Annotated in this window: 22 protein-coding genes and 1 pseudogene; 10 read left to right on the top strand and 13 right to left on the bottom strand. The window is 39.8% G+C overall.

The features are described from left to right. Positions 1-381 precede the first annotated feature (381 nt). The 8 genes from ilvD (at position 382) to leuD (ending at position 10,866) form a co-directional block, all read left to right on the top strand. Entirely contained in the window at positions 382-2,049 is a 1,668-nt protein-coding gene (ilvD, locus tag JN080_RS22645; protein ID WP_256238245.1) for a dihydroxy-acid dehydratase, read from the top strand. A gap of 721 nt (positions 2,050-2,770) precedes the next feature. Then, a complete protein-coding gene (gene ilvB / locus JN080_RS22640; RefSeq protein ID WP_256238244.1) occupies positions 2,771-4,495 on the top strand; it encodes a biosynthetic-type acetolactate synthase large subunit in 1,725 nt (574 codons plus the stop codon). After that, positions 4,492-5,013, top strand: coding sequence for an acetolactate synthase small subunit (gene ilvN, locus JN080_RS22635; protein ID WP_256238243.1), 522 nt, complete (start codon positions 4,492-4,494; stop codon positions 5,011-5,013). The genes ilvB and ilvN overlap by 4 nt, the downstream gene beginning before the upstream one ends. Before the next feature lie 25 nt (positions 5,014-5,038). After that, positions 5,039-6,070 carry a ketol-acid reductoisomerase gene (ilvC, locus tag JN080_RS22630; RefSeq protein WP_256238242.1) on the top strand — a complete coding sequence of 344 codons (1,032 nt, stop codon included), beginning with the start codon at positions 5,039-5,041 and terminating at the stop codon, positions 6,068-6,070. Then, complete coding sequence (locus JN080_RS22625) at positions 6,057-7,604, top strand: 2-isopropylmalate synthase (protein WP_256238241.1); 1,548 nt, start codon at positions 6,057-6,059, stop codon at positions 7,602-7,604. The genes ilvC and JN080_RS22625 overlap by 14 nt, the downstream gene beginning before the upstream one ends. A 26-nt stretch (positions 7,605-7,630) precedes the next feature. Continuing rightward, the gene (gene leuB / locus JN080_RS22620) at positions 7,631-8,737 is read left to right on the top strand and encodes a 3-isopropylmalate dehydrogenase (RefSeq protein ID WP_256238240.1); all 1,107 of its coding nucleotides are present in this window, start codon (positions 7,631-7,633) and stop codon (positions 8,735-8,737) included. A 111-nt stretch (positions 8,738-8,848) separates the two neighbouring features. Next, entirely contained in the window at positions 8,849-10,267 is a 1,419-nt protein-coding gene (gene leuC, locus JN080_RS22615; RefSeq protein ID WP_256238239.1) for a 3-isopropylmalate dehydratase large subunit, read from the top strand. Between the two features lie 14 nt (positions 10,268-10,281). Continuing rightward, complete coding sequence (leuD, locus tag JN080_RS22610) at positions 10,282-10,866, top strand: 3-isopropylmalate dehydratase small subunit (protein ID WP_256238238.1); 585 nt, start codon at positions 10,282-10,284, stop codon at positions 10,864-10,866. A gap of 282 nt (positions 10,867-11,148) precedes the next feature. On the opposite strand, the gene JN080_RS22605 is transcribed toward leuD, so the two are convergent. Both JN080_RS22605 and JN080_RS22600 read right to left on the bottom strand, forming a co-directional pair. Further along, entirely contained in the window at positions 11,149-11,541 is a 393-nt protein-coding gene (locus tag JN080_RS22605; RefSeq protein WP_256238237.1) for a DUF3147 family protein, read from the bottom strand. Between the two features lie 20 nt (positions 11,542-11,561). Further along, positions 11,562-11,915 carry a DUF3147 family protein gene (locus tag JN080_RS22600; protein WP_256238236.1) on the bottom strand — a complete coding sequence of 118 codons (354 nt, stop codon included), beginning with the start codon at positions 11,913-11,915 and terminating at the stop codon, positions 11,562-11,564. 587 nt (positions 11,916-12,502) lie between these two features. Here JN080_RS22600 and JN080_RS22595 point away from each other — a divergent pair. Then, positions 12,503-12,943: a DUF4183 domain-containing protein gene (locus JN080_RS22595; protein WP_256238235.1), complete on the top strand. Its 441-nt coding sequence runs from the start codon at positions 12,503-12,505 to the stop codon at positions 12,941-12,943. 40 nt (positions 12,944-12,983) lie between these two features. Here the strand turns inward: JN080_RS22595 and JN080_RS22590 are convergent, their stop codons facing one another. The 4 genes and pseudogenes from JN080_RS22590 to JN080_RS22575 all read right to left on the bottom strand — a co-directional run bounded on the left by JN080_RS22590 (position 12,984) and on the right by JN080_RS22575 (position 14,870). Continuing rightward, entirely contained in the window at positions 12,984-13,268 is a 285-nt protein-coding gene (locus tag JN080_RS22590) for a DUF4183 domain-containing protein (protein WP_256238234.1), read from the bottom strand. A gap of 227 nt (positions 13,269-13,495) precedes the next feature. Beyond that, positions 13,496-13,690 (bottom strand): annotated as a pseudogene (locus JN080_RS22585) (IS110 family RNA-guided transposase); the annotation flags it as partial. Between the two features lie 215 nt (positions 13,691-13,905). Continuing rightward, positions 13,906-14,223, bottom strand: coding sequence for a DUF3892 domain-containing protein (locus JN080_RS22580; RefSeq protein ID WP_256238233.1), 318 nt, complete (start codon positions 14,221-14,223; stop codon positions 13,906-13,908). A gap of 65 nt (positions 14,224-14,288) precedes the next feature. Beyond that, a complete protein-coding gene (locus JN080_RS22575; RefSeq protein ID WP_256238232.1) occupies positions 14,289-14,870 on the bottom strand; it encodes a DUF1836 domain-containing protein in 582 nt (193 codons plus the stop codon). Between the two features lie 140 nt (positions 14,871-15,010). On the opposite strand from JN080_RS22575, the gene trhA reads away from it, so the two are divergent. Further along, positions 15,011-15,658, top strand: coding sequence for a PAQR family membrane homeostasis protein TrhA (gene trhA, locus JN080_RS22570; protein WP_256238231.1), 648 nt, complete (start codon positions 15,011-15,013; stop codon positions 15,656-15,658). 24 nt (positions 15,659-15,682) lie between these two features. Here the strand turns inward: trhA and JN080_RS22565 are convergent, their stop codons facing one another. The 7 genes from JN080_RS22565 to JN080_RS22535 all read right to left on the bottom strand — a co-directional run bounded on the left by JN080_RS22565 (position 15,683) and on the right by JN080_RS22535 (position 21,011). Beyond that, entirely contained in the window at positions 15,683-16,054 is a 372-nt protein-coding gene (locus tag JN080_RS22565; RefSeq protein ID WP_256238230.1) for a DUF488 domain-containing protein, read from the bottom strand. A 14-nt stretch (positions 16,055-16,068) separates the two neighbouring features. Beyond that, the gene (locus tag JN080_RS22560; RefSeq protein ID WP_256238229.1) at positions 16,069-16,299 is read right to left on the bottom strand and encodes an excisionase family DNA-binding protein; all 231 of its coding nucleotides are present in this window, start codon (positions 16,297-16,299) and stop codon (positions 16,069-16,071) included. Positions 16,300-16,345: 46 nt separating this feature from the next. Further along, a complete protein-coding gene (locus JN080_RS22555; protein ID WP_256238228.1) occupies positions 16,346-17,278 on the bottom strand; it encodes a dipeptidase in 933 nt (310 codons plus the stop codon). 139 nt (positions 17,279-17,417) lie between these two features. After that, positions 17,418-18,563 carry a M20 family metallopeptidase gene (locus tag JN080_RS22550; RefSeq protein WP_256238256.1) on the bottom strand — a complete coding sequence of 382 codons (1,146 nt, stop codon included), beginning with the start codon at positions 18,561-18,563 and terminating at the stop codon, positions 17,418-17,420. 179 nt (positions 18,564-18,742) lie between these two features. Beyond that, a complete protein-coding gene (locus tag JN080_RS22545) occupies positions 18,743-19,489 on the bottom strand; it encodes an amino acid ABC transporter ATP-binding protein (protein WP_256238227.1) in 747 nt (248 codons plus the stop codon). 20 nt (positions 19,490-19,509) lie between these two features. Beyond that, on the bottom strand, positions 19,510-20,190 hold the full coding sequence (locus JN080_RS22540; protein WP_256238226.1) for an amino acid ABC transporter permease: 681 nt from the start codon (positions 20,188-20,190) through the stop codon (positions 19,510-19,512). Between the two features lie 14 nt (positions 20,191-20,204). Further along, complete coding sequence (locus tag JN080_RS22535) at positions 20,205-21,011, bottom strand: amino acid ABC transporter substrate-binding protein (protein WP_256238225.1); 807 nt, start codon at positions 21,009-21,011, stop codon at positions 20,205-20,207. Positions 21,012-21,041 lie beyond the last annotated feature (30 nt).

Here is a 21,041-nt window from a genome sequence, read left to right as displayed (position 1 = left end):
TTTTTATCCATATAAACTAATCTTTAGAATCCCGTTTTCTTATTAAATATAAGGTTTGTCCACTATATTTTCACAATACCCAAAATAAAATAAATAATTTTGAAAAATTTTTTATTTTAGAATTTTCCTTGTAATAGCAACATTGTAAACGCTATCAAATGATTGGACTGTTTTGAATTGTCAGATATTAATATTGACCACTTTATCGATTGGTTGTATGATTATCGTCAATAAAACTTTTATAGAAATTTTTATCCTTCCTTTGAAGACTATTTAGTAAAAGCCTTCAATTGACTTAGGAATATAGTCATGCAGCAACAGCGGGTTCTGGTTCGTTGTCTGCAACAACCTAAACCGTTTGAAATAGGAGGCAGCAGAAAAATGAGAAGCGATATGATTAAAAAGGGGTTCGATCGTGCCCCACATCGCAGTTTATTATATGCAACTGGGGTTAAAACCAGTGACTTAGAAAAGCCATTTATCGGTGTCTGTAATTCGTATATCGATATTATACCGGGACACAAACATCTTAATGTTTTCGGAGAAATTGTAAAACAAGCGATCCGTGACGCCGGTGGAGTTCCTTTTGAATTTAACACTATTGGTGTGGACGATGGTATCGCAATGGGCCATATCGGAATGCGCTATTCTCTGCCAAGTCGTGAAATTATTGCCGACAGTGCTGAAACGGTGATTAATGCCCACTGGTTGGATGGTGTCTTTTACATTCCTAACTGTGACAAAATCACTCCAGGAATGTTAATGGCGGCAGCAAGAACCAACGTGCCATCCGTTTTTGTTTCTGGTGGTCCAATGGAAGCAGGCGTGTCCTCAACTGGAAAAAATCTTTCCCTAACGTCTGTGTTTGAAGGAGTCGGAGCCTTTCATAACGGGACAATTAACGAAGAAGAACTGCTGGAGCTTGAAACATCGGCATGCCCCACTTGTGGATCATGTTCGGGTATGTTTACTGCCAACTCTATGAACTGTCTAATGGAAGTCTTAGGAATGGCTGTTCCTGGAAATGGAACCATAGTAGCCACCTCTGAAGAAAGACATGAACTTATTCGCCAGGCAGCAAAACATTTAATGGAATTAATCAAAAAGGGCATTCGCCCGCGTGATATATTAACAAAAGAAGCATTTGACAATGCATTTGCTCTTGATATGGCCATGGGCGGCTCGACGAATACAGTATTGCATACATTGGCCATTGCGCACGAAGCAGGCATTGATTATGATTTACATGAGATCAATAAAATTGCTGAAAAGGTTCCTTATCTAGCCAAAATTATGCCGTCATCCGATATTTCAATGCAGGATGTACACAATGCCGGCGGAGTAAGTGCTATTATCAATGAATTATGCCAAATTGATGGTTTAATGAATAAAAATTGCATTACAATAACTGGCAAGACTATTGCTGAAAATGTAAAAGATGCAAAAATTACAAATGAAAAAGTGATCCGACCAAGAGAAAATCCATACAGTCACGTTGGAGGATTATCTATTTTATATGGAAACATTGCCCCTGACGGTGGTGTAATCAAGGTTGGAGCTGTTGATCCATCTATTAAGAAATTTCTTGGTGAAGCAATTGTGTTTGAATCGCAGGATGATGCACAAGAAGCAATTAATAACGGAACCGTTCGATCAGGTCATGTAGTTGTAATCCGTTATGAAGGTCCTAAGGGCGGACCAGGAATGCCGGAAATGCTTGCACCAACCTCTGCCATTGCCGGACGAGGCTTGGTTAAAGAAGTTGCCTTAATTACTGACGGACGCTTTTCTGGAGCTAGCCGTGGTATATCTATTGGCCACATCTCGCCTGAAGCAGCAGAAGGCGGACCGATTGCCCTCATTCAAAATGGCGACAAAATTTTAATTGATTTACCAGCGCGTTCCATTGAGTTGCTTGTTGATGACAATATTCTAAATGAACGCCGGAAATCATGGGTGAAGCCTGAACCTAAAATTAAATCAGGTTACCTTGCTAAGTATGCAAAGCTCGTTACTTCTGCCAGTACCGGCGGGGTTATGAAAATTTAAGAAACAAAAGCGAAAGTGCCTGTTTAGCGACGTATGGATTGGAGCACACCGACTGAGATAAAGGAAACACGAAGAGCGTTAGCGATTCGATGTTGACTTATCGTAGGGAGATAGGCGAAGTACACTAGTCGCTGGGCACTGGAGCTGGACTTTGATTAACTTCTTTCAAAGTTACCAATAGGTTATTATTTAATTTCCTTAAAAATAAAAATATTTGTTTACAAACCCACAATTAATTGATAACATGGTAAAATAAATTTTCAAAACAATTAAATTATTAATAAATCGATGACGGGAATAAAGGAATAGGAACTTGTATTTACAGAGAGCCGGGGTTGCTGGAAGCCCGGTAGTACAACTTATTTCGACATCATCCCTGAGTGTTGGACTGAACGGACTTTCCTATTAGGTTCAATCAGGTGGCTACTAGGACACCTGTTACAAAAAGAAGCGGTTAGACTTTTGATCGCTTCATAAGGCAATATTCGTGAGGATATTGCAAAAATCGGGTGGTACCGTGAAAAGCAAGGCCTTTTCTCCCCGTTTATTCTGCAAAAAAGGCAGTTTATTCGGATGAGGATTGGTCTTTTTCTTTTGCAAGTTAGCAAAACTCTTTAAATTTTGTAATAAAAGAGCCTTAAAAATCTAACACTTTGGTAAAAGACACAACCGCCAGCTGAGTTTTTCAAATATTTAAATATATTTAAGGAGGGATCACTTCGTGAAAGTAGAAGCTAAACCGGATTACAAAACTAACGCAGCTCCAAAAACAGGTGCAGATCTTCTCATTGATTTATTGATAAATGAAGGTGTAGACACGTTATTTGGGTATCCAGGGGGTGCTGTTCTACCAATATATGATGCTATTTATAAAGCAAAGGCAAGAATTGAGCACGTTCTATTCCGTCACGAGCAAGGTTCCATACATGCGGCTGAAGGGTATGCTCGCATTTCTGGGAAACCCGGGGTCGTTATTGCAACCTCCGGGCCTGGCGCAACCAACCTAGTAACAGGTATAACAGATGCAATGATGGATTCTTTACCACTCGTCATTTTTACTGGTCAGGTTGCCCAAAATGTAATTGGATCAGATGCCTTCCAGGAGGCTGATATCATCGGTATTACGACGCCAATTACAAAGCACAACTATCAAGTTCAAGCAATTTCTGACTTACCTAGAATCGTAAAAGAAGCTTTTCATATTGCTTCTACCGGCCGGCCAGGACCTGTGTTAGTGGATATTCCAAAAAATATTTCAGCGGGCGCTTTACCTGGTGAACCAAATGATGGAAAATTCAGTCTTCCTGGTTACCAGCCGACGACAAAACCGAATCCAAATCAAATTAAGAAGCTGGCAGAAGCATTAGCAAATGCTAAAAAGCCTGTCATTCTTGCCGGTGCTGGGATCCTTCACGCAAAGGCTTCATCAGAACTAATGGAATTGGTGTCCGCACACAAGCTTCCAGTGGCAACAACGCTTTTAGGATTAGGAAGCTTCCCTGGCAATCACCCTCTTTCCTTAGGGATGGGCGGAATGCACGGGACCTATGCCTCAAATATGGCATTGTATGAATGCGATTTGCTCATAAACATTGGCGCCAGATTCGATGATCGGCTTACCGGAAGTCTCAATCATTTTGCACCAAACGCAAAGGTCGCCCACATTGATATCGATCCGGCGGAAATCGGCAAAAACGTTGCTACCCAAATTCCAATCGTAGCTGATGCCAAAGAAGCGTTAATTGAATTGAATAAATATGCCAATAAATCACCAGAACATCAGGACTGGTTAGCGGCCATTGACAAGAATAAGGAAGAATTCCCGCTTTGGTATAACGAGCAGCAAGAAGCTATTTGTCCACAATGGCTGATTAAAGCGATTCATAAGGTTACGAATGGTAATGCCGTTGTTACAACCGACGTGGGTCAGCACCAAATGTGGGCAGCACAATATTACTCTTTTACTGAACCAAACCGCTGGGTTACATCTGGAGGGCTCGGAACAATGGGATTTGGATTCCCGGCAGCAATTGGCGCACAATTTGCTGCACCAGACAATCAGGTAGTTGCCATTGTTGGTGATGGAGGTTTCCAAATGACCCTTCAAGAACTGTCGGTTGTTCAAGAAAGGCAATTGCCAATCAAAATTATTATCGTCAATAACGGTGCCCTTGGGATGGTTCGTCAGTGGCAGCAAGAATTCCATGGCGAACGCTATTCAGAATCCATTCTATGTTCTCATCCTGATTTTGTGAAACTGGCTGAAAGCTATTCGATTCGCGGATTCAAAATTGAAAATAAGGAAGAACTTATTACTACTCTTCCTGAAATCTTTGCTTATGATGGTCCAGTATTAGTAGATTGTCGTGTTCTTCCACTGGAAAATGTTTATCCAATGATTGCACCTGGGAAAGGGCTGCATGAAATGATTGGGGTGAAACCATGAAACGCATTATAACTCTTACCGTTGAAGATCGAAGTGGCGTTTTAAACCGGGTTACTGGTCTTTTACTTAGACGGCAATTTAACATCGAAAGTATCTCCGTTGGTCCAACAGAGGTTGGCGGTGTCTCAAAAATGACCTTGGTTGTCGAAGTGGAAGATGAACAAAAGCTTGAACAAGTGACAAAGCAATTAAATAAACAAATTGATGTTTTAAAGGTTTCAGATATTTCCGATAAAGCTATTGTCGTAAGAGAGCTTGCGCTTATTAAAGTAGCAAGTACTCCGCAAATTCACAGAGAAATTAACGCGATTATCGAACCATTCCGGGCTTCCATCATTGATGTTAGCAAAGACAGTCTGGCAATCGAGGTTACCGGAAAGCCAGACAAAATTGAAGCAGTTCTCGAATTGCTTCGCCCATATGGGATTAAAGAGATTTCAAGAACAGGCTTAACCGCGTTTTTACGTGGGCAGCAGCCACAAACTAGTGAGTCATCTTCATTTTCTATATCAAAATAATCGATCTCGAAAGGATGAATTAATCATGGCAAAAGTACTTTATAACAGCGACATTCAAGAAGAGGTTTTACAAGGAAAGAAAATCGCAATTATCGGATTTGGTTCACAAGGTCACGCACACGCACTTAATTTAAAGGAAAGCGGCTTTGATGTTGTTGTTGGTCTAAGAAAAGGAAGATCATATGACCGGGCTGTAGAGGCAGGCGTTGAAGTTGTCTCTGTAGCTGAAGCTGCTGCCGCTGCAGATGTTATCATGATCCTTGCTCCAGATGAAAAACAAACACAAATTTACAATGACAGCATTAAAGATAACCTAAAGCCAGGTAACGCCCTTGTTTTTGCTCATGGTTTTAATATTCACTTTAATCAAATCGTTCCACCAGCTGATGTTGACGTATTCCTTGTTGCACCAAAAGGCCCAGGACATCTTGTTCGTAGAACTTATACAGAAGGCGGCGGTGTTCCTTCCCTATTTGGTATCTATCAAGACTTTACCGGCCAAGCAAGAGAACTAGCCCTTGCCTATGCTAAAGGAATTGGCGCAGGCCGTGCTGGTATTCTTGAAACTACTTTCCAAGAAGAAACAGAAACAGACTTATTTGGAGAGCAAGCTGTTTTATGCGGCGGTTTAACCAGCCTAATCAAAGCAGGCTTTGAAACATTAGTTGAAGCAGGCTACCAACCTGAAATTGCCTATTTCGAATGTTTACATGAAATGAAATTAATCGTTGACCTTGTTTACGAAGGTGGATTTACAAACATGCGCTACTCTATTTCTGATACTGCTCAATGGGGCGATTTCGTATCAGGCCCACGGGTAATCACTTCAGAAACAAAAGCACGCATGAAAGATGTATTAACAGATATTCAAAACGGTAAATTTGCAAAAGAATGGTTGTTAGAAAACCAAACAAATCGTCCACAATTCAATGCTATTAACCGCAGCGAAAATAATCATCAAATTGAAAAAGTTGGCGCAGAACTTCGCGAATTAATGCCATTTATTAAAAAATCTGTTAAGGCTAAGGAGGAAGTGGCCAATAATGGTTCACGTTAACATCTTTGATACAACATTACGAGATGGTGAACAATCGCCTGGTGTAAATTTAAACCAGCTGGAAAAACTTGAAATTGCTAAGCAGCTTGAGCGCTTTGGGGTTGATATACTGGAGGCCGGTTTTCCGGCTTCCTCCCAGGGTGATTTTGAAGCAGTTCGAACGATTGCTCGTTCGATAAAAAATGTGTCTGTTGCAGGGATGGCTCGGGCGGTAAAGTCAGACATTGATATTTCTTGGGATGCTTTAAAAGAGGCACAAGAGCCCAGGCTTCACATTGTTCTTGCTACCTCCCCTATTCATATGCAATACAAGCTGAATAAAACGCCGGAGGAAGTTATCGAATTAGCAGTTAACATGGTTTCCTACGCTGCAAAGAAATTTCCGCATATACAGTGGACAGCAGAAGATGCTTCACGATCTGACCTTGATTTTCTTGTTAGAATTATTGAAAAAGTAATTGACGCCGGAGCAACTGTCATAATGGTTCCTGATACTGTCGGGTACTCAACACCAGAAGAATATGGCCATCTTTTCCGTTATGTTAAAGAAAATGTTCGGAATATTCATAAAGTGTCTTTATCAGCACATTGCCATAATGATTTAGGTTTGGCTGTAGCCAATACCCTTGCTGCAGTCCAAAATGGCGCTACGCAGGTTGAGGGTACGATTAATGGCATTGGCGAACGTGCCGGAAATATGTCACTTGAGGAGTTTGCCGTTGCAGCAAAAATCCGGAAGGATAAGTTTCCGTTTACTAATAATCTAGTATTGAGCGAAATTAAGCGGACAAGTGACCTTGTGAGCAAATTTACCGGTATGGCCATTGCACCAAACAAAGCTATTGTCGGCAGAAACGCTTTTTCACATGAATCCGGAATCCACCAGGATGGTATTTTAAAAAATGCGGCAACCTATGAAATTATCACTCCTGAGTTGGTTGGGATTAAAGGCAATCATTTATTTCTGGGAAAACATTCTGGTCGCCACGCGTTTAAAGACAAAATTGAACAAATGGGCTTTACTGTATCAGATGAACAGCTCCAAGAGGCCTTTACTTCATTTAAAAAGCTGACTGACCATAAAAAAGAAGTAACAGATGAGGATATCTTTACAATTTTAACCGATATTCAGACAGCTGTGCTGAATGTAAAAAAATATGAACTATTAGCGTTCCAGGTCCATTCTGGCTCTGGCAACTTGCCGACAGCAACTGTTGCCCTTACAAGCCCTGAGGGTGAGCGGATTGAAACCGCCGGCACCGGCCGCAAAGGAAGTGTCGAGGCACTGTTCAACACAATGGAAGCTTTGATAAAGGAAGAAATCCATATCACCAATTTTAATCTAAGATCGATTGGCCAGGGCCGTGATGCCTTAGTTGAGACACATATAGAGATGACTGTTAATGGAACAGCGGTAAAGGGACGGGCAACCTCTCAAGATCTGTTGGAGGCTTCAGTTAAAGCTTTCCTGAACGCAGTAAACCGTTTCTTATTTAACCAAACTCAGCTGCAAAAACAACAAACACTATTTTAACCAATTTTAAAAGGGGGTTCACTTGAATGGAAAAACATATCGTCTTACTTCCTGGTGATGGGATCGGTCAAGAAGTTATTAATTCAGCAAAGGAAGTACTTCAAGCGATTGCTGAAGAGTTCAATCATTCTTTCAGCTTTGAGCAACAGGAAATTGGTGGAACTGCTATTGATCTATATGGCACTCCCCTACCGGAATCAACAGTAGAAGCTGCCAAAAAAGCAGATGCTGTTTTACTAGGTGCGGTTGGAGGACCAAAATGGGATAATAACCCATCCCACTTACGCCCTGAACGGGGATTATTGGGTATTCGCAAGGCACTTGATTTATTTGCAAACTTGCGTCCAGTTACAGGTTTCAAACAATTACTTCACGCTTCACCACTTAAGGAGGAAATTGTTGCCGGAAGTGATCTGCTGATTGTCCGCGAATTGACTGGCGGCCTTTACTTTGGCCAGCCAAGTGAACGCCGTGACAACGGAAATGCTGTTGTGGATACTCTAGCTTATACACGTCCCGAGATTGAGAGAATCGTAGATAAAGCATTTAAAGCAGCTCAAGTACGCCGCGGTCACCTTACTTCTGTTGATAAAGCAAATGTTATTGAATCAAGTAAACTATGGCGTGAGATTGTTGAGGAAAAGAAAGCTCAATATCCGGATGTAACAGTTGAGCATGCACTTGTAGACTCCACTGCCATGAAACTTATCACCAATCCAACTCACTTTGATGTTATTGTCACTGAAAATCTGTTTGGCGATATTTTAAGTGATGAAGCTTCTGTATTAACGGGTTCTCTCGGCATGCTTCCTTCTGCCAGTCTTCGTGAAGATGATATGGGGCTATATGAACCAGTACATGGCTCTGCACCTGATATTGCCGGCAAAGGAATTGCCAATCCATGTGCAATGGTTTTATCTTCAGCACTTATGCTTAGATACTCCTTCCATTTAGAAGAGGAAGCTAAGTTAGTTGAAGATGCTGTTCAAGCCATTTTAGAATCAGGCGCCCACACTGGTGATCTTCAAATTGAAGGCGGCCGGGTTGTTGGAACCGCTGAAATGACAAAGCTGATCGTGGATTACATTAAATCACAGCACCCAGCAAAATGCATTCAGGATTGTTATAAGTGAAAACATTTGTATTTATGATGTGACGTTTGCCGCATCCTTCGGCAAACGTCCCTTTTTCAAACTGTACAAATAATTTGAGGGATATAAATCTATTAGGTGAGGTAGGTAATTATGACGACACCAAAAAATATTATTGAAAAGATATGGGAACAACATGTTGTCTCCCGTGAAGAAGGAAAACCGGATTTACTTTATATTGATTTACACCTTGTCCATGAGGTTACATCTCCGCAAGCATTTGAAGGATTACGGTTAAGCGGCCGGAAAGTACGCCAGCCAAACCGCACCTTCGCAACAATGGATCACAACGTACCAACTCGTGACCGCAGCGTGATTAAAGATGAAGTTTCCAAAAAGCAAATAGAAACACTGAAAACCAACTGTGAAGAATTTGGTGTTCCCCTTGCTGGTATCAATTCTCCGGATAATGGAATTGTCCATGTCATTGGTCCAGAACTTGGTCTTACCCAGCCTGGAAAAACAATCGTTTGCGGTGACAGCCACACCTCAACACATGGGGCATTTGGCGCATTAGCCTTCGGAATTGGGACAAGTGAAGTTGAACATGTTCTTGCTACGCAAACTCTATGGCAAGCACGTCCAAAGACCCTTAACTTAAAGATTAATGGAGAGCTTGGTACAGGCGTTACAGCCAAGGACTTGATTCTATATATCATTGGTAAATTTGGTGTTAAATTTGGAACAGGCTATGTTATGGAATACACCGGTGACGCCATTCGCTCTTTATCAATGGAAGAACGGATGACAGTATGTAATATGTCAATTGAGGCTGGAGCAAGGGCAGGCCTGATTACTCCAGATGAAAAAACATTTGAATTTTTAAAAGGAAGAAGACATGCACCACAAGGCGCATCATTTGATGAAGCAGTTGCGAAGTGGAAAGCCCTTGCCTCTGACGAAGGTGCAACCTATGATGCTGTTATTGAAATTGACGCTGCTGATATTGAGCCGCAAGTAACTTGGGGAACAAATCCAGGCATGTGTCTTCCAGTTTCTGCTTCTGTTCCGAATCCGAACGATGCAGAAACAGAGAGCGATAAAGATGAAATTAAACGTGCTCTTGAATACATGGGACTAGAAGCAGGCCAGGCGATCACTGACGTGAAAATCAGCCATGTGTTTATCGGTTCTTGTACAAACTCAAGATTGAGTGATTTGCGTAAAGCAGCTTCAGTTATCCAAGGACGTAAGGTGGATCCTTCCGTTACAGCTATTGTTGTCCCAGGTTCATTCCGCATCAAATTAGCTGCTGAAGAAGAAGGTTTAGATAAAATCTTTACAGAGGCTGGTTTTGAATGGCGTGAAGCCGGATGCAGTATGTGCTTAGCGATGAATGATGATATTTTATCACCAGGAGACCGCTGTGCCTCTACATCTAACCGTAACTTTGAAGGACGCCAAGGAAACGGATCTCGTACCCATCTTGTAAGTCCAGAAATGGCAGCATCTGCAGCAATTGCAGGTCATTTTGTTGATGTTCGTCAATTTGCTGCTGAAGTACTTAATTAGGAGGAATTTGAATAATGGAACCGTTACGCATTCATACAGGCCTTGTTTATCCTTTATACCGGGCTAATATCGATACAGACCAGCTTATCCCTAAACAGTTTTTAAAGCGTATTGAACGGAGTGGATTTGGACAATTCTTGTTCTATCACTGGCGTTTTGATGATGATGGAAATCCACGTAAGGATTTCACTTTAAATAATCCAAAATACCAAGGTACATCTATTTTAGTTGGTGGCGACAATTTTGGATGCGGATCCTCTCGGGAGCATGCGCCATGGGCTCTTCAGGATTATGGATTCAGGGTCATCATTGCCCCTAGCTTCGCTGATATCTTCAAAAATAACTGTGTTAAAAATGGTATTCTTGCTATTCCAGCAAGTGAAGAACAGGTTCAACAAATCGTTAAAAAAGCTGAATCTACTCAGTATACCTTAACAGTAAACCTTGAAGAGCAAGTTGTTACTGATAATGAAGGTCTCGAGCTTCATTTTGACATCCCGGCTTATCCAAAAGAAATGCTTCTTAATGGCTGGGACGAGATTGGTGTTACTTTAAACTACGAAGATAAAATTAAACAATACGAACTTGCACATAAATAAGCTGGTTTAATAGTTAGACCCCTGGATGAAATAATTCATTTCATTTAGGGGTTTTTTCATGGACTTTGGTAACTTTGTCCTTCATGCCTTATGACTTTTTTTGGATACGTTATAATCGTTTATCCGTATTTTTTAACACGATACCCGTATTGAGGTCTCTTTCAAAACAATTTTGGATGTCCTCTTGCGGGGGATATTATGTCTATTTTCCACTCCTTTAAAATCCTATTAAAAAATTTACAATAAAAGTCCCAGTCATCCTTGACTGGGATTTTTTACGATTTATTTTTTTGACACTAAAAGCTTTTTCTTCATGAAACCTGAAGTTTTGAAACCTGCTGATTTTTCCTTTAATGCCGAAATTGCAACTGAACTTCCAAGCCAGAGCACTAAACCTAGTAAAATACTTAAAGCCCAATTCTTTGTTATTTGTAATGTGGTTAAGACTGTAATGACACAAACAACTCCGCCCATCTGTCCAAAAACAGATCCTTTTGCCGTATTAGATGCTTTCTTTGAACCAGAAGCAAGGCCTACCATCAATACGGCTGTCAGCATAACCGCGGGAAATGCTGCGAAAATTCCGGCTAATAGTTTCCAAGGAGAAAATATTGTAATTAAATAGCTTATCATAACGGCAGTTCCACCCAATAAAAATCGAATTAGATAATCCATATGATATCCACCTCTTTTAGTTAATTTGATGTTAGTAATACGACTGCAAATGAAAGTACAAACCAGCAGATTATTGAGTTCACCAATCCGCGTTTCCAGCCTTTTTTCAGAAGATATCCAGCGAGGATTGCAACTAGTATATTGATAGCCATACCAAAAATGGCTCCTTTTGATAACGAAATAGAGTGAGAAATTAAATCATTTCCCGTAAAACTAAGCCGACTTGTTAATAATGCGGCAAGATATACTGCAGGAAATGCAGCGAATATTCCTCCTGCTTTTGCTCCTAATTTTCTTGAAATAATTGTTGAAACTACTACAGCTACTCCACCTAATAAAAATCGAATTAACAATCCTGCAGTGATCCCAGTCATCTTGTATGCGCCTCTTTTTTATATAGTGTAGGTTTTAAGTTCTCACTTTTATGTGAATTAATTCACATTTAATATTGCATTCTTATTTTAACCCAATTTCTTAAACTAGGATGTGAACTTTTTTAAACGGTTTTCGAAGCGTTTTCAAAAGTTCTGATACCGATAGAAAGATCACTCTATCCGATTGTTAACAATTTGTATTTCCGGAATTGTTTATATTATTATTATTTCCAACCTGATGTATCCTTTTATTTACATTCTAGGATGATATCAGAAAAGTCTCCTTAAATGTATGGGTTCTTTGAAACTTGCCTGTTGATTTACGTTCCAGGCGCGAGCGGTTCGCGGACGGTCCGGTAAACTGGATTTTCGTAGGATATACATGGAGTGTTTCGCGGATATTATACCCTAAAGTGTTTTAACCCGCCTTTTAATTCGATAGGATACCGAAACGAATAGCAGCGATGCAAAAATAAATAATATCGGTGGGTACAATAGTGGAAAGTTATTAAATGTCCAGTGCTTTCTATATTCACTAACATAGTATTTTATAAGGTGATTTTTTAAAACTTTATGAGGTGATTTATATGGTTAACAATAACCGCCCTTTTCAAGGATGTTGTCCACTGACTCCTATTCCAAAACCACCAAAGCAAAGATTCATCTGTCCTCCCGGACAACGAGGACCTCGAGGACCGCAAGGTATTTCAGGATCTCAGGGACCTCAAGGTATTCCAGGACCTCAAGGACCGCCATTCCAAGGATTAACCCCCGCAACAAATCTTATGTATTTTACGGAATCAGATGGCAAAAAACTGGTGTATACCAATAGCGATGGAAACCCACAATTCGGAACAACCCAAATCCTAGCACCTAACCAAGTGTCGTATACAAATTTGTTTATTAATGGCATAATTCAACCGCAAACCTCTTATGTGGTGCAAGCAGGGGAATTAACATTATTGTCACCCATAGCACCCGAAGCTGGTGCGCCGATAACACTTCAGTTTATCTTAATTAACCAATAAAAAACGAGTTTTCCTACAGGATAACTCGTTTTTTTCTCAACTAGTTTACAACAAATTCAAGTACAATTGGAGTAGCAGGATCAAGAGCAGCTCCACCTACAATCGTAACTGCAGTAGTGGAAAGACCTGTTACAGTATCACTTGTTTGGAGTAACGCATTAATATATAAATTTACAACTGGAGGTGAAGAAGGAAATGTTGTAACGCCACCAGTATCATCAGTGAAATCTGTATTAGCAAATGTCACATCTGCACCTGCAATTGTACCAGCTCCTATTGTGCTTACAAATCTTCTTCCCGCCATGAACGGTTTAACGATAGCCATGTATATTCACTCCTTTCTATTTTAAGTTTACGGAGTTTGTAGAAGGCCACGAAGTAAGTGTGCTTGTCCACTCCGTTGCTATATTTTATACAACCACTTCTACATTAGAAACGGCAAATGGCTTACCATATTACCATAATTTATAAATTTTAAGGAGATTACGGAACTTTGGATTAACTTCGGATAACACTAAATATGTGTAAAAGACAAATTAATATGTCTACAAACATTGAACGTAGTTCAAGTAGTGTTGGGAATAGGCGAAGGGTTGCAATTGCTCCTTTCCCTTTAACATCTTTAAACACCTGTCGAAGTTCAGGAAAAACAATATCTACCCAACAATTTATTTGATTGCCAGAACTAACAAGTCGTTTAACGGTCTTGTCATGGTATTTCTTTCTCGATCTCAGAACCATCATCTTTCTTCATTCTCAAGTTCATCCCTTTCAAATTGGAATCAAACCTGTTGAAGAATCTGGCCTGACAGGTATAATAGATAACCTACTGAATAAAAAAGACAGCTTAAAATTCCAAAAGTGAATTTTAAGCCGTCTTTTTTTATACTGCTATTTAGTTCATTTGAAAAATCGCAAGATTTTCAGTGTCCTCGGATTTTAGTTTCTTCTTTTTTCTCTCGCTAAAATTCAGGTAATTGGTCTAAATTGTTCTCTTTAATTCCATCCGGTTCACTTCTGATAATATCTCTTCCATATTTATGAAAAACATCAATATGAGCGATATTACCTGCCTTTGCTTCCCCCAGGGCAGTAATATAATCTAACTCCCTCCCTGAGTTTGTTCTAAAAGCAATAATATCGCCATCATTATTTTTCCTCACGGCAACAAACTCTTCTTTTCCACTTTCGTTTGAATTATTTGTTGCCTCCATTCTTGCTTGTTGTTCACTCTGCTGTTTGTATTCCTGATAAATTTTTTCAAAATCCTCTGCAGCCATAATCGGCACCTCCTTGAACACCATTTAGTCTCTTCTGAAAGAGGAAAATTTATGTATCGTTGGTGTTAGGAAGTGCCGTCCTTCGTAATATTGTCAACCAGCTTTTCTGCTGCTCTTCTGTATAAATTACTCATATGTACAAGGGAGGTAATCATTAAAACTTCATCAAGGTTCTCTGTATGCTGTTCTTCCTCAAGCTTGGATACTTCCTTTGCAACTTCTTTCGATCGCTCTTTGATGCCCTCTCTAAAATCCTCTACATTTTTCGTAATTAAATGAAGGTAGCTTTCATAGAAGTTATTTAACTGAAAATCATCTTTCATAATTTTTTGATTAATTCCGGCCAGCGTTGTCTTAATATCATTAATTGACAATGCCCCTTTTAATTGATAAATTAAGCTGATTAAAATGAGGTGTTCCCTTGAATACTTTTTATTTTTGATTGGAAAAAGCAGCTTTCCTTTTGCATAATTATTAATCATCGTTTTAGTCAGGACTTTATCCTGCTCATTACGTTTTCCTTCTTCAAACTTATTTTCAAACAATTGGATAACCTGATCCATATACAAATCGATTTTTGGTATTTCTGCTAACGTAAGCATTCTCTCAAGCCCTAATGTTTCTATGAGTTGATCCAAATTTTCCATAAAAGACCTCTGTCTTAATAGTATTTAACAACTATATTATAACGAAAAAAAAAGATTCAGTAAACATTGACTACATCATGGTTTATAAGTATCATTGTACATAGTATTATAAACTACATGTTGTGATAGGAGGAATTATTTTGACTAACTATATTCGGGAACCAATCAATGGGCTGACACACCTTGCTGGTGCGATTTTATCTCTTTTCGGTTTGCTTGCCATGGTGATAAAAGCGGTAAACGCAACTAATTCAGTAGTAGCGATCACAGCCGTGGTTATTTTTGGTGTTAGCATGATCCTTCTTTATTCAGCGTCTGCAACCTACCATATGGTGATTGCGAAAGACAATATCATTGCTTTTTTACGTAGGCTCGATCATTCGATGATCTTCATTTTAATTGCCGGCACCTATACACCATTTTGCTTAATAAGTTTACATGGAAAAACCGGTACTATCCTGTTTGCAATCGTTACAACTGTTGCTGTATTAGGGGTACTCTTTAAAATGATTTGGTTTCAGTGTCCTAGATGGTTGTCGACCGCAATCTATATCGCAATGGGCTGGATGATTGTTATTGTTGCCGGTCCACTCTACGGTTCAATAAGTGCAATGGGGCTGTACTTGCTTGCTCTTGGGGGGATTTTCTACACAATTGGCGGGGTTATATACGGTCTTAAACCTAAGTTTTTAGAGTTCAAATATATGGGCTACCATGAAATTTTTCACGTCTTTATCTTATTTGGCAGCTTAGCCCACTTTCTATCAATTTTCCTATATGTCATTTAAAAAGGTGCGAAACCGCACCCTTTCTTATTTTTCAGCTAATTTTCTTTTTATTTCCTCATACAATACCACGGCCTGATTATGAATTGGGTCCTTTGCTCCATATAAAAGAGTGACTCTGCCCTCTTGAGCCAAGGCAGATAACTGCGCCACCATTTCTGCCTTTCTCTCATCAATCCGCAGTTCCTCCAGATACTTTTCCCGAAACTCCTCGAACAGTTCAGGTTTATGGCAAAACCATTTGCGTAGTTCGCTGCTTGGGGCAATGTCTTTAAACCAGTCCGTTAAACCTGCTTTCTCTTTGGAAATGCCACGCGGCCAAATTCGATCAACTAAAATGCGGGTACCATCAGCCTCGTCACACGGTTCATAGATTCTTTTTATGAAAATATTAGTCATGCTTCCGCCCCTTTTTAGTCTTCATCCTTTACATCCAAATCCTCCGGGATCGGTTCATTCATAATTTCCTCAATTAATTCCTTATACTTTTCCAACTGTTTAAAATGTGTTTTAAATTGCTCCTTGTAAATTAAATACTGCTCTCCGTCGTGGATGGCGCGGATTTTCTTTTGTAAGATTAAGCTTTCAATTGTTGCTTCTGGTAATGATAAATATTCTGCAGCTTCTTTTACTGTAAGATACATCCTTTTTCTCCATTCTTTTTTTACGCTGTTGTGCTTCGTCCCGCTTTCACATTATTCCTGGGCGGTGAGTAAGAAAATTTTGATAAGCAAAGCCCTTTACTGCTTCTTCACTATAATACTTCAATAATTCATTAATGAGATTTTGAACTTTCGATGCATCCTCTAAGCCTGGAATAAGTTCTGAAATTCCATCAAAATCTGAGCCTAAGCCAATTTGCTTGAGTCCCCCCAATGAGCAAAAGTGATCTATATGCTCAACAAGGTCAGTAATAGTCGCTTTTCCATCCTCTTTAACAAACGGAGGATTGTAAACTACGTGAATCATTCCCCCCTTGTTAAACAATGCTGTTGCCTGCTCATCTGTTAAATTTCGTGGATGATTGCAAAGTGTTTTCGAATTCGAATGGCTGGCGATTGGATAATCAGCCAACTCCATGACATCCCAAAACGCTTTTTCACTTAAATGGGAAACATCAGTTAACATTTGATGTTGATTATTAAAATCAACAACTTCCTTTCCAAACAAGGTTAACCCGCCGCCGCGCGGTTCGCCTGCACCATCAGCAGCCAAATTCGCATTATTCCAGGTGAGACCTACAGAACGGACACCCAGCTGATAAAGAATGTGGAGCTTTGTCAGATCATTGCCAATCGCGTCTACTCCTTCAAGTGAAAGCATCGCGCCAATTTCCCCATCCTTTAAATGATCGAAATCGGTCCATTCCTTTACCTGCTTCATCTCAGGATTCTTTCCCAGCACTTCCTTGTAAAAATAATCAACCTGCTCAAGTGCAGCCTGAAACTTTTGATCAGAGATAATATCAGGTTCGATAAAAATGGCAAAGCACTGTACCATTACTTGACCTTGCTTCAAGCGTAATTTATTAGTATGCAATTCTGGTGAATCAGCAAAACGCAACTTTCCTTTTCCTTCCCGCAGCTTCATTAAAGCATCACAATGAAGGTCTATAATATTCATTATTTTTATCTCCCCCAAAGAACAGTATTAAGGTCATTTTAACATATTTAAGAAAGGGGTTTGAGTATGCTTGGAATATGAAGTAGAGAAAGAACTTGTATTGAAGTTCTTCTTTTAATGTTTTTATTTAAACATTAAATTAAAACAAATAATGGGAGACAATTTTTAGAAATGATTTTTCAAGATTGATTAAAGCTGTCTCATCTATATCGAACTTTGGATGGTGATGGGAATAGTGGGTAGCCTCATCTTCATTTTGGGAGCCTACTCTAAAATATGTCCCCGGCCTCTCCAACAGGTAATATGAAAAATCCTCCGCTCCCATTGTTGGTTCCATTTCCACGATATTCTCTTCGGAAAATTCCTCAGCAAGCAATGCTCGAACTGTTTCTGCATCTTCTGGATGATTATACAAAGAAGGATAACCATTTAAATAATCGATTGAATACGTAGCACCAAATGCTGATGTAATACCTGCTACAATGCTGTTTATTTGGCCTTCTACCTGTTTACGAATGCCCCTGTCAAATGTACGCACAGTACCTTCCAAGGTAGCTTTATCAGCAATGACATTAAAGGCACTACCTGCTTGAAACACGCCAATTGTTACGACAGCTGATTGCAAAGGATTCACACTGCGACTAACAATCTTTTGCAGGGAACTGACGATATCACTGGCAATGACAATAGAATCAATAGCTTCGTGGGGCCTTGCTCCATGACCACCTTTACCATTAATATGAATCGTAAATTTATCTACTGCAGCCATTTGATATCCTGTACCGACTGCGATTTTTCCTAGAGGTATTTGTGAGCCTAAATGGGCGCCGAAAACATAGTCCACCCCATCTAAAGCGCCATCCTCAATCATAAATTTTGCTCCACCAGGCGGCATTTCTTCTGCCGGCTGAAAAATAAAGATTATTTTCCCTTTCAGCTGTTCGCGAAATTGACTCAGTACTTTTGCTGTGCCCAACAAGGCTGCGGTATGCCCATCATGACCGCACGCATGCATGACCCCTGGATTTTGCGATTTATAAGCTACCTCTTTTTCATCATTGATCGGCAATGCATCGAAGTCTGCTCTAAGAGCGATTGTCTTTCCGGGATGATTCCCCTCTAGAATTCCGATCAAACCATGTCCACCGAGATTGGTTTTTACTGAGATTCCAAAGCCAAGTAACTTTTCTTTAATATACTGAGCTGTCTTCGTTTCTTTAAAGGACAATTCCGGATGCTGGTGCATAAATCTCCTCCAGCTAACCACTTCAGTAAAACATTCCATTACCTTTTCATTAAGGCTATTTAACACATCTTTATCCACTGCAGGCTTTTCCCCCTCTTTAAAAAGTGAATTTTCAGTTTTTATTTTAATGATATCAGCTTTTTCTCAGGAAAGCCCGTTAAGGTGTGAAAAAACCACCGGAAAACCGGTGGTTTCTTATTAGATTTCTTAATTGAAGATTACCTGCCGATCACTTTATTCAGAAATTGGGCCATCCGAGGATTTTGAGTATTTCCAAATACTTCTTCTGGCGTTCCTTTTTCCATAATAATCCCTTGATCCATAAAAATAACCTGATCCGCAACATTTCTTGCAAACGACATTTCATGCGTGACGACCACCATCGTCATGCCTTCTTCAGCAAGGTCCTTCATTACCTTTAAAACCTCGCCAACCAGTTCAGGATCAAGAGCAGAGGTGGGTTCATCGAATAATAATACAGCCGGATCTATTGCCATTGCACGAGCAATCCCGACTCGTTGCTGCTGACCGCCTGACAACTGATGCGGATACATATCGGCTCTTTCCTTCAATCCTACTTTCTCCAGCAGACTTAGAGCTTTATTCCGTGCCGCAGCTTTATCCCGCTTTAAAACAACAATCTGTCCTTCCATCACGTTCTCAAGCGCCGTTAGATGAGGAAATAAATTATAATTTTGAAAAACCATGCCTGTTTGCTGACGAAACGATGTTATAACAGAAGCGGATAATTTGGTCTTTCCGGAAAAATCAACAGACTTTTCGCCTAAAGTTATTTTCCCTTGGTCAGGTGTTTCTAATAAGTTTAAGCAGCGCAGGAAAGTGGTTTTACCCGAACCGGAAGGCCCAATGATAACGACTGTTTTTCCCTTATCAATCGAAAAGCTTATCCCTTTAAGGACCTCTAATTCCCCAAATCGCTTATGCACGTTTTCAACCGAGATCATATTCTTCCCTCCAATTATCATTATGCAACTCCTCTTTCATATCGCTGTTCAAGCCTTGCTTGGAAAAAGGATAGGAAGGTGCTGAAAATTAAATAAATGAAGGCAACTTCAATGTATAACCACAGTGGTTCATATGTAACAGATGCGATTTGTTGACCCTTTTGAAACATTTCCGTAACAGTTATCGTTGCAGCTAAAGAAGTATCTTTTACAAGGCTGATAAACGAATTCCCCAATGGCGGAAGGGATACCCTTACAGCCTGTGGCAAAATAATACGCCTCATCGCCTGCGACTTTGTCATCCCAATCGAGAAAGCTGCCTCCCATTGTCCTTTGGGTATCGACTGGATCGCCGCACGAATAATTTCCGAGCTGTATGCACCTACATTCAGGGTAAATCCAATAACTGCTGCTGGAAATGGATTTAAGGTGATTCCCATACTTGGAAACCCGTAAAAAAGGATAAAGAGCTGGACCAATAAGGGCGTACCGCGAAAAATCCACACATAAAACTTCGCAATCGCATTTAATGCCTTTATATTTGATAATCGCCCTAGTGCAGTAAAAAAGGCTAATAATGTCCCCAACACAAAGGAAATCAATGTTAACGGGATTGTAAAATACAATCCCGCCTGTAAAATAGGAAAAAAGGAATCGCTAAGGATTCCTAATATTCTCTGTAAACGATCATCTGCAACCATTTCGGATCAATCCTTTACTTAGAAACGTCTTCTCCAAAATATTTCTTGGAAATCTTTAAATAAGTGCCATCTTTCTTCATGTCAGCTAAAGTTTTGTTGACGGCCTTAACTAATTCTGGATTATTTTTGCGGAATAAGAAACCATTTTTTGTTGCGTTTGGCTCTGTATAAACCACCTTAATTGGCAGTTCAGGACGTTGTTTTTTAAGATCTAAATAGGAAAGACTGTCATTTAGGGTTGCATCAATTCGATTCGATGTTAATAAATCAATTGCTTGGTTGAATCCCTCAACAACTGTGTTTGTTGCACCGTGATCTTCCGCAGTTTTACGGTAATTGCTATCTAATGATTGACCAACTTTTTTACCATTCAAATCATCAAGAGATTTAATTGTCGTATTATCCGCTCTTACAATTAATACTGCCTTTGAAGCAATATATGGATCTGACATATCATACTTTTGCAGACGGTCAGGTCGAATCGCAACTTCATTGGCAACCATATCATAGCGTTTTGCATCTAAACCAGCAATCATACCATCCCATTTTGTTTCAATAAATTTCGGCTTTATGTTAAGACGCTTGAATACTTCCTGAGCAACCTCGATATCAAAACCAGTTAACTTGCCACTTTTATCATGGAAGGTAAATGGAGCGTAAGTACCTTCAGTTCCAATCGTGACTTCACCTTTAGATTTAATTTGATCATAAAGAGTTTTGTTAGCCGTTGCCTTTTGGTCATTCTTTTTCGTCGTGCCACTGCAAGCAGCTAAGGCCAGTACTAAAAATAAACCAAGGAAAAGTAATAATGATTTTTTCATGTTCTAATCCCCCGTATCCTTATAGGCTTT

It is taken from the genome of Bacillus sp. EB600, assembly GCF_024494385.1.
Classification (GTDB): Bacteria; Bacillota; Bacilli; order Bacillales; family Cytobacillaceae; genus JAEVLT01.
Note: the sequence above shows the minus strand (reverse complement) of the source record. Positions and strands in the feature narration are given on the sequence as shown.

Coding starts and splice junctions, on each gene's coding strand:
- JN080_RS22575 (WP_256238232.1), bottom strand. CDS start 14,870: ATGGAAAATTTGGATCAACTCATAGAAACATTAGGGCTTGAGAGAATG.
- JN080_RS22535 (WP_256238225.1), bottom strand. CDS start 21,011: ATGAAAAAATCATTATTACTTTTCCTTGGTTTATTTTTAGTACTGGCC.
- JN080_RS22540 (WP_256238226.1), bottom strand. CDS start 20,190: ATGGTTGCAGATGATCGTTTACAGAGAATATTAGGAATCCTTAGCGAT.
- JN080_RS22625 (WP_256238241.1), top strand. CDS start 6,057: ATGGTTCACGTTAACATCTTTGATACAACATTACGAGATGGTGAACAA.
- leuB (WP_256238240.1), top strand. CDS start 7,631: ATGGAAAAACATATCGTCTTACTTCCTGGTGATGGGATCGGTCAAGAA.
- JN080_RS22545 (WP_256238227.1), bottom strand. CDS start 19,489: ATGATCTCGGTTGAAAACGTGCATAAGCGATTTGGGGAATTAGAGGTC.
- JN080_RS22605 (WP_256238237.1), bottom strand. CDS start 11,541: ATGGATTATCTAATTCGATTTTTATTGGGTGGAACTGCCGTTATGATA.
- JN080_RS22600 (WP_256238236.1), bottom strand. CDS start 11,915: ATGACTGGGATCACTGCAGGATTGTTAATTCGATTTTTATTAGGTGGA.
- JN080_RS22555 (WP_256238228.1), bottom strand. CDS start 17,278: ATGAATATTATAGACCTTCATTGTGATGCTTTAATGAAGCTGCGGGAA.
- JN080_RS22590 (WP_256238234.1), bottom strand. CDS start 13,268: ATGGCTATCGTTAAACCGTTCATGGCGGGAAGAAGATTTGTAAGCACA.
- JN080_RS22560 (WP_256238229.1), bottom strand. CDS start 16,299: ATGTATCTTACAGTAAAAGAAGCTGCAGAATATTTATCATTACCAGAA.
- ilvN (WP_256238243.1), top strand. CDS start 4,492: ATGAAACGCATTATAACTCTTACCGTTGAAGATCGAAGTGGCGTTTTA.
- leuD (WP_256238238.1), top strand. CDS start 10,282: ATGGAACCGTTACGCATTCATACAGGCCTTGTTTATCCTTTATACCGG.
- JN080_RS22595 (WP_256238235.1), top strand. CDS start 12,503: ATGGTTAACAATAACCGCCCTTTTCAAGGATGTTGTCCACTGACTCCT.
- ilvD (WP_256238245.1), top strand. CDS start 382: ATGAGAAGCGATATGATTAAAAAGGGGTTCGATCGTGCCCCACATCGC.
- JN080_RS22580 (WP_256238233.1), bottom strand. CDS start 14,223: ATGGCTGCAGAGGATTTTGAAAAAATTTATCAGGAATACAAACAGCAG.
- leuC (WP_256238239.1), top strand. CDS start 8,849: ATGACGACACCAAAAAATATTATTGAAAAGATATGGGAACAACATGTT.
- JN080_RS22565 (WP_256238230.1), bottom strand. CDS start 16,054: ATGACTAATATTTTCATAAAAAGAATCTATGAACCGTGTGACGAGGCT.
- ilvC (WP_256238242.1), top strand. CDS start 5,039: ATGGCAAAAGTACTTTATAACAGCGACATTCAAGAAGAGGTTTTACAA.
- JN080_RS22550 (WP_256238256.1), bottom strand. CDS start 18,563: ATGGAATGTTTTACTGAAGTGGTTAGCTGGAGGAGATTTATGCACCAG.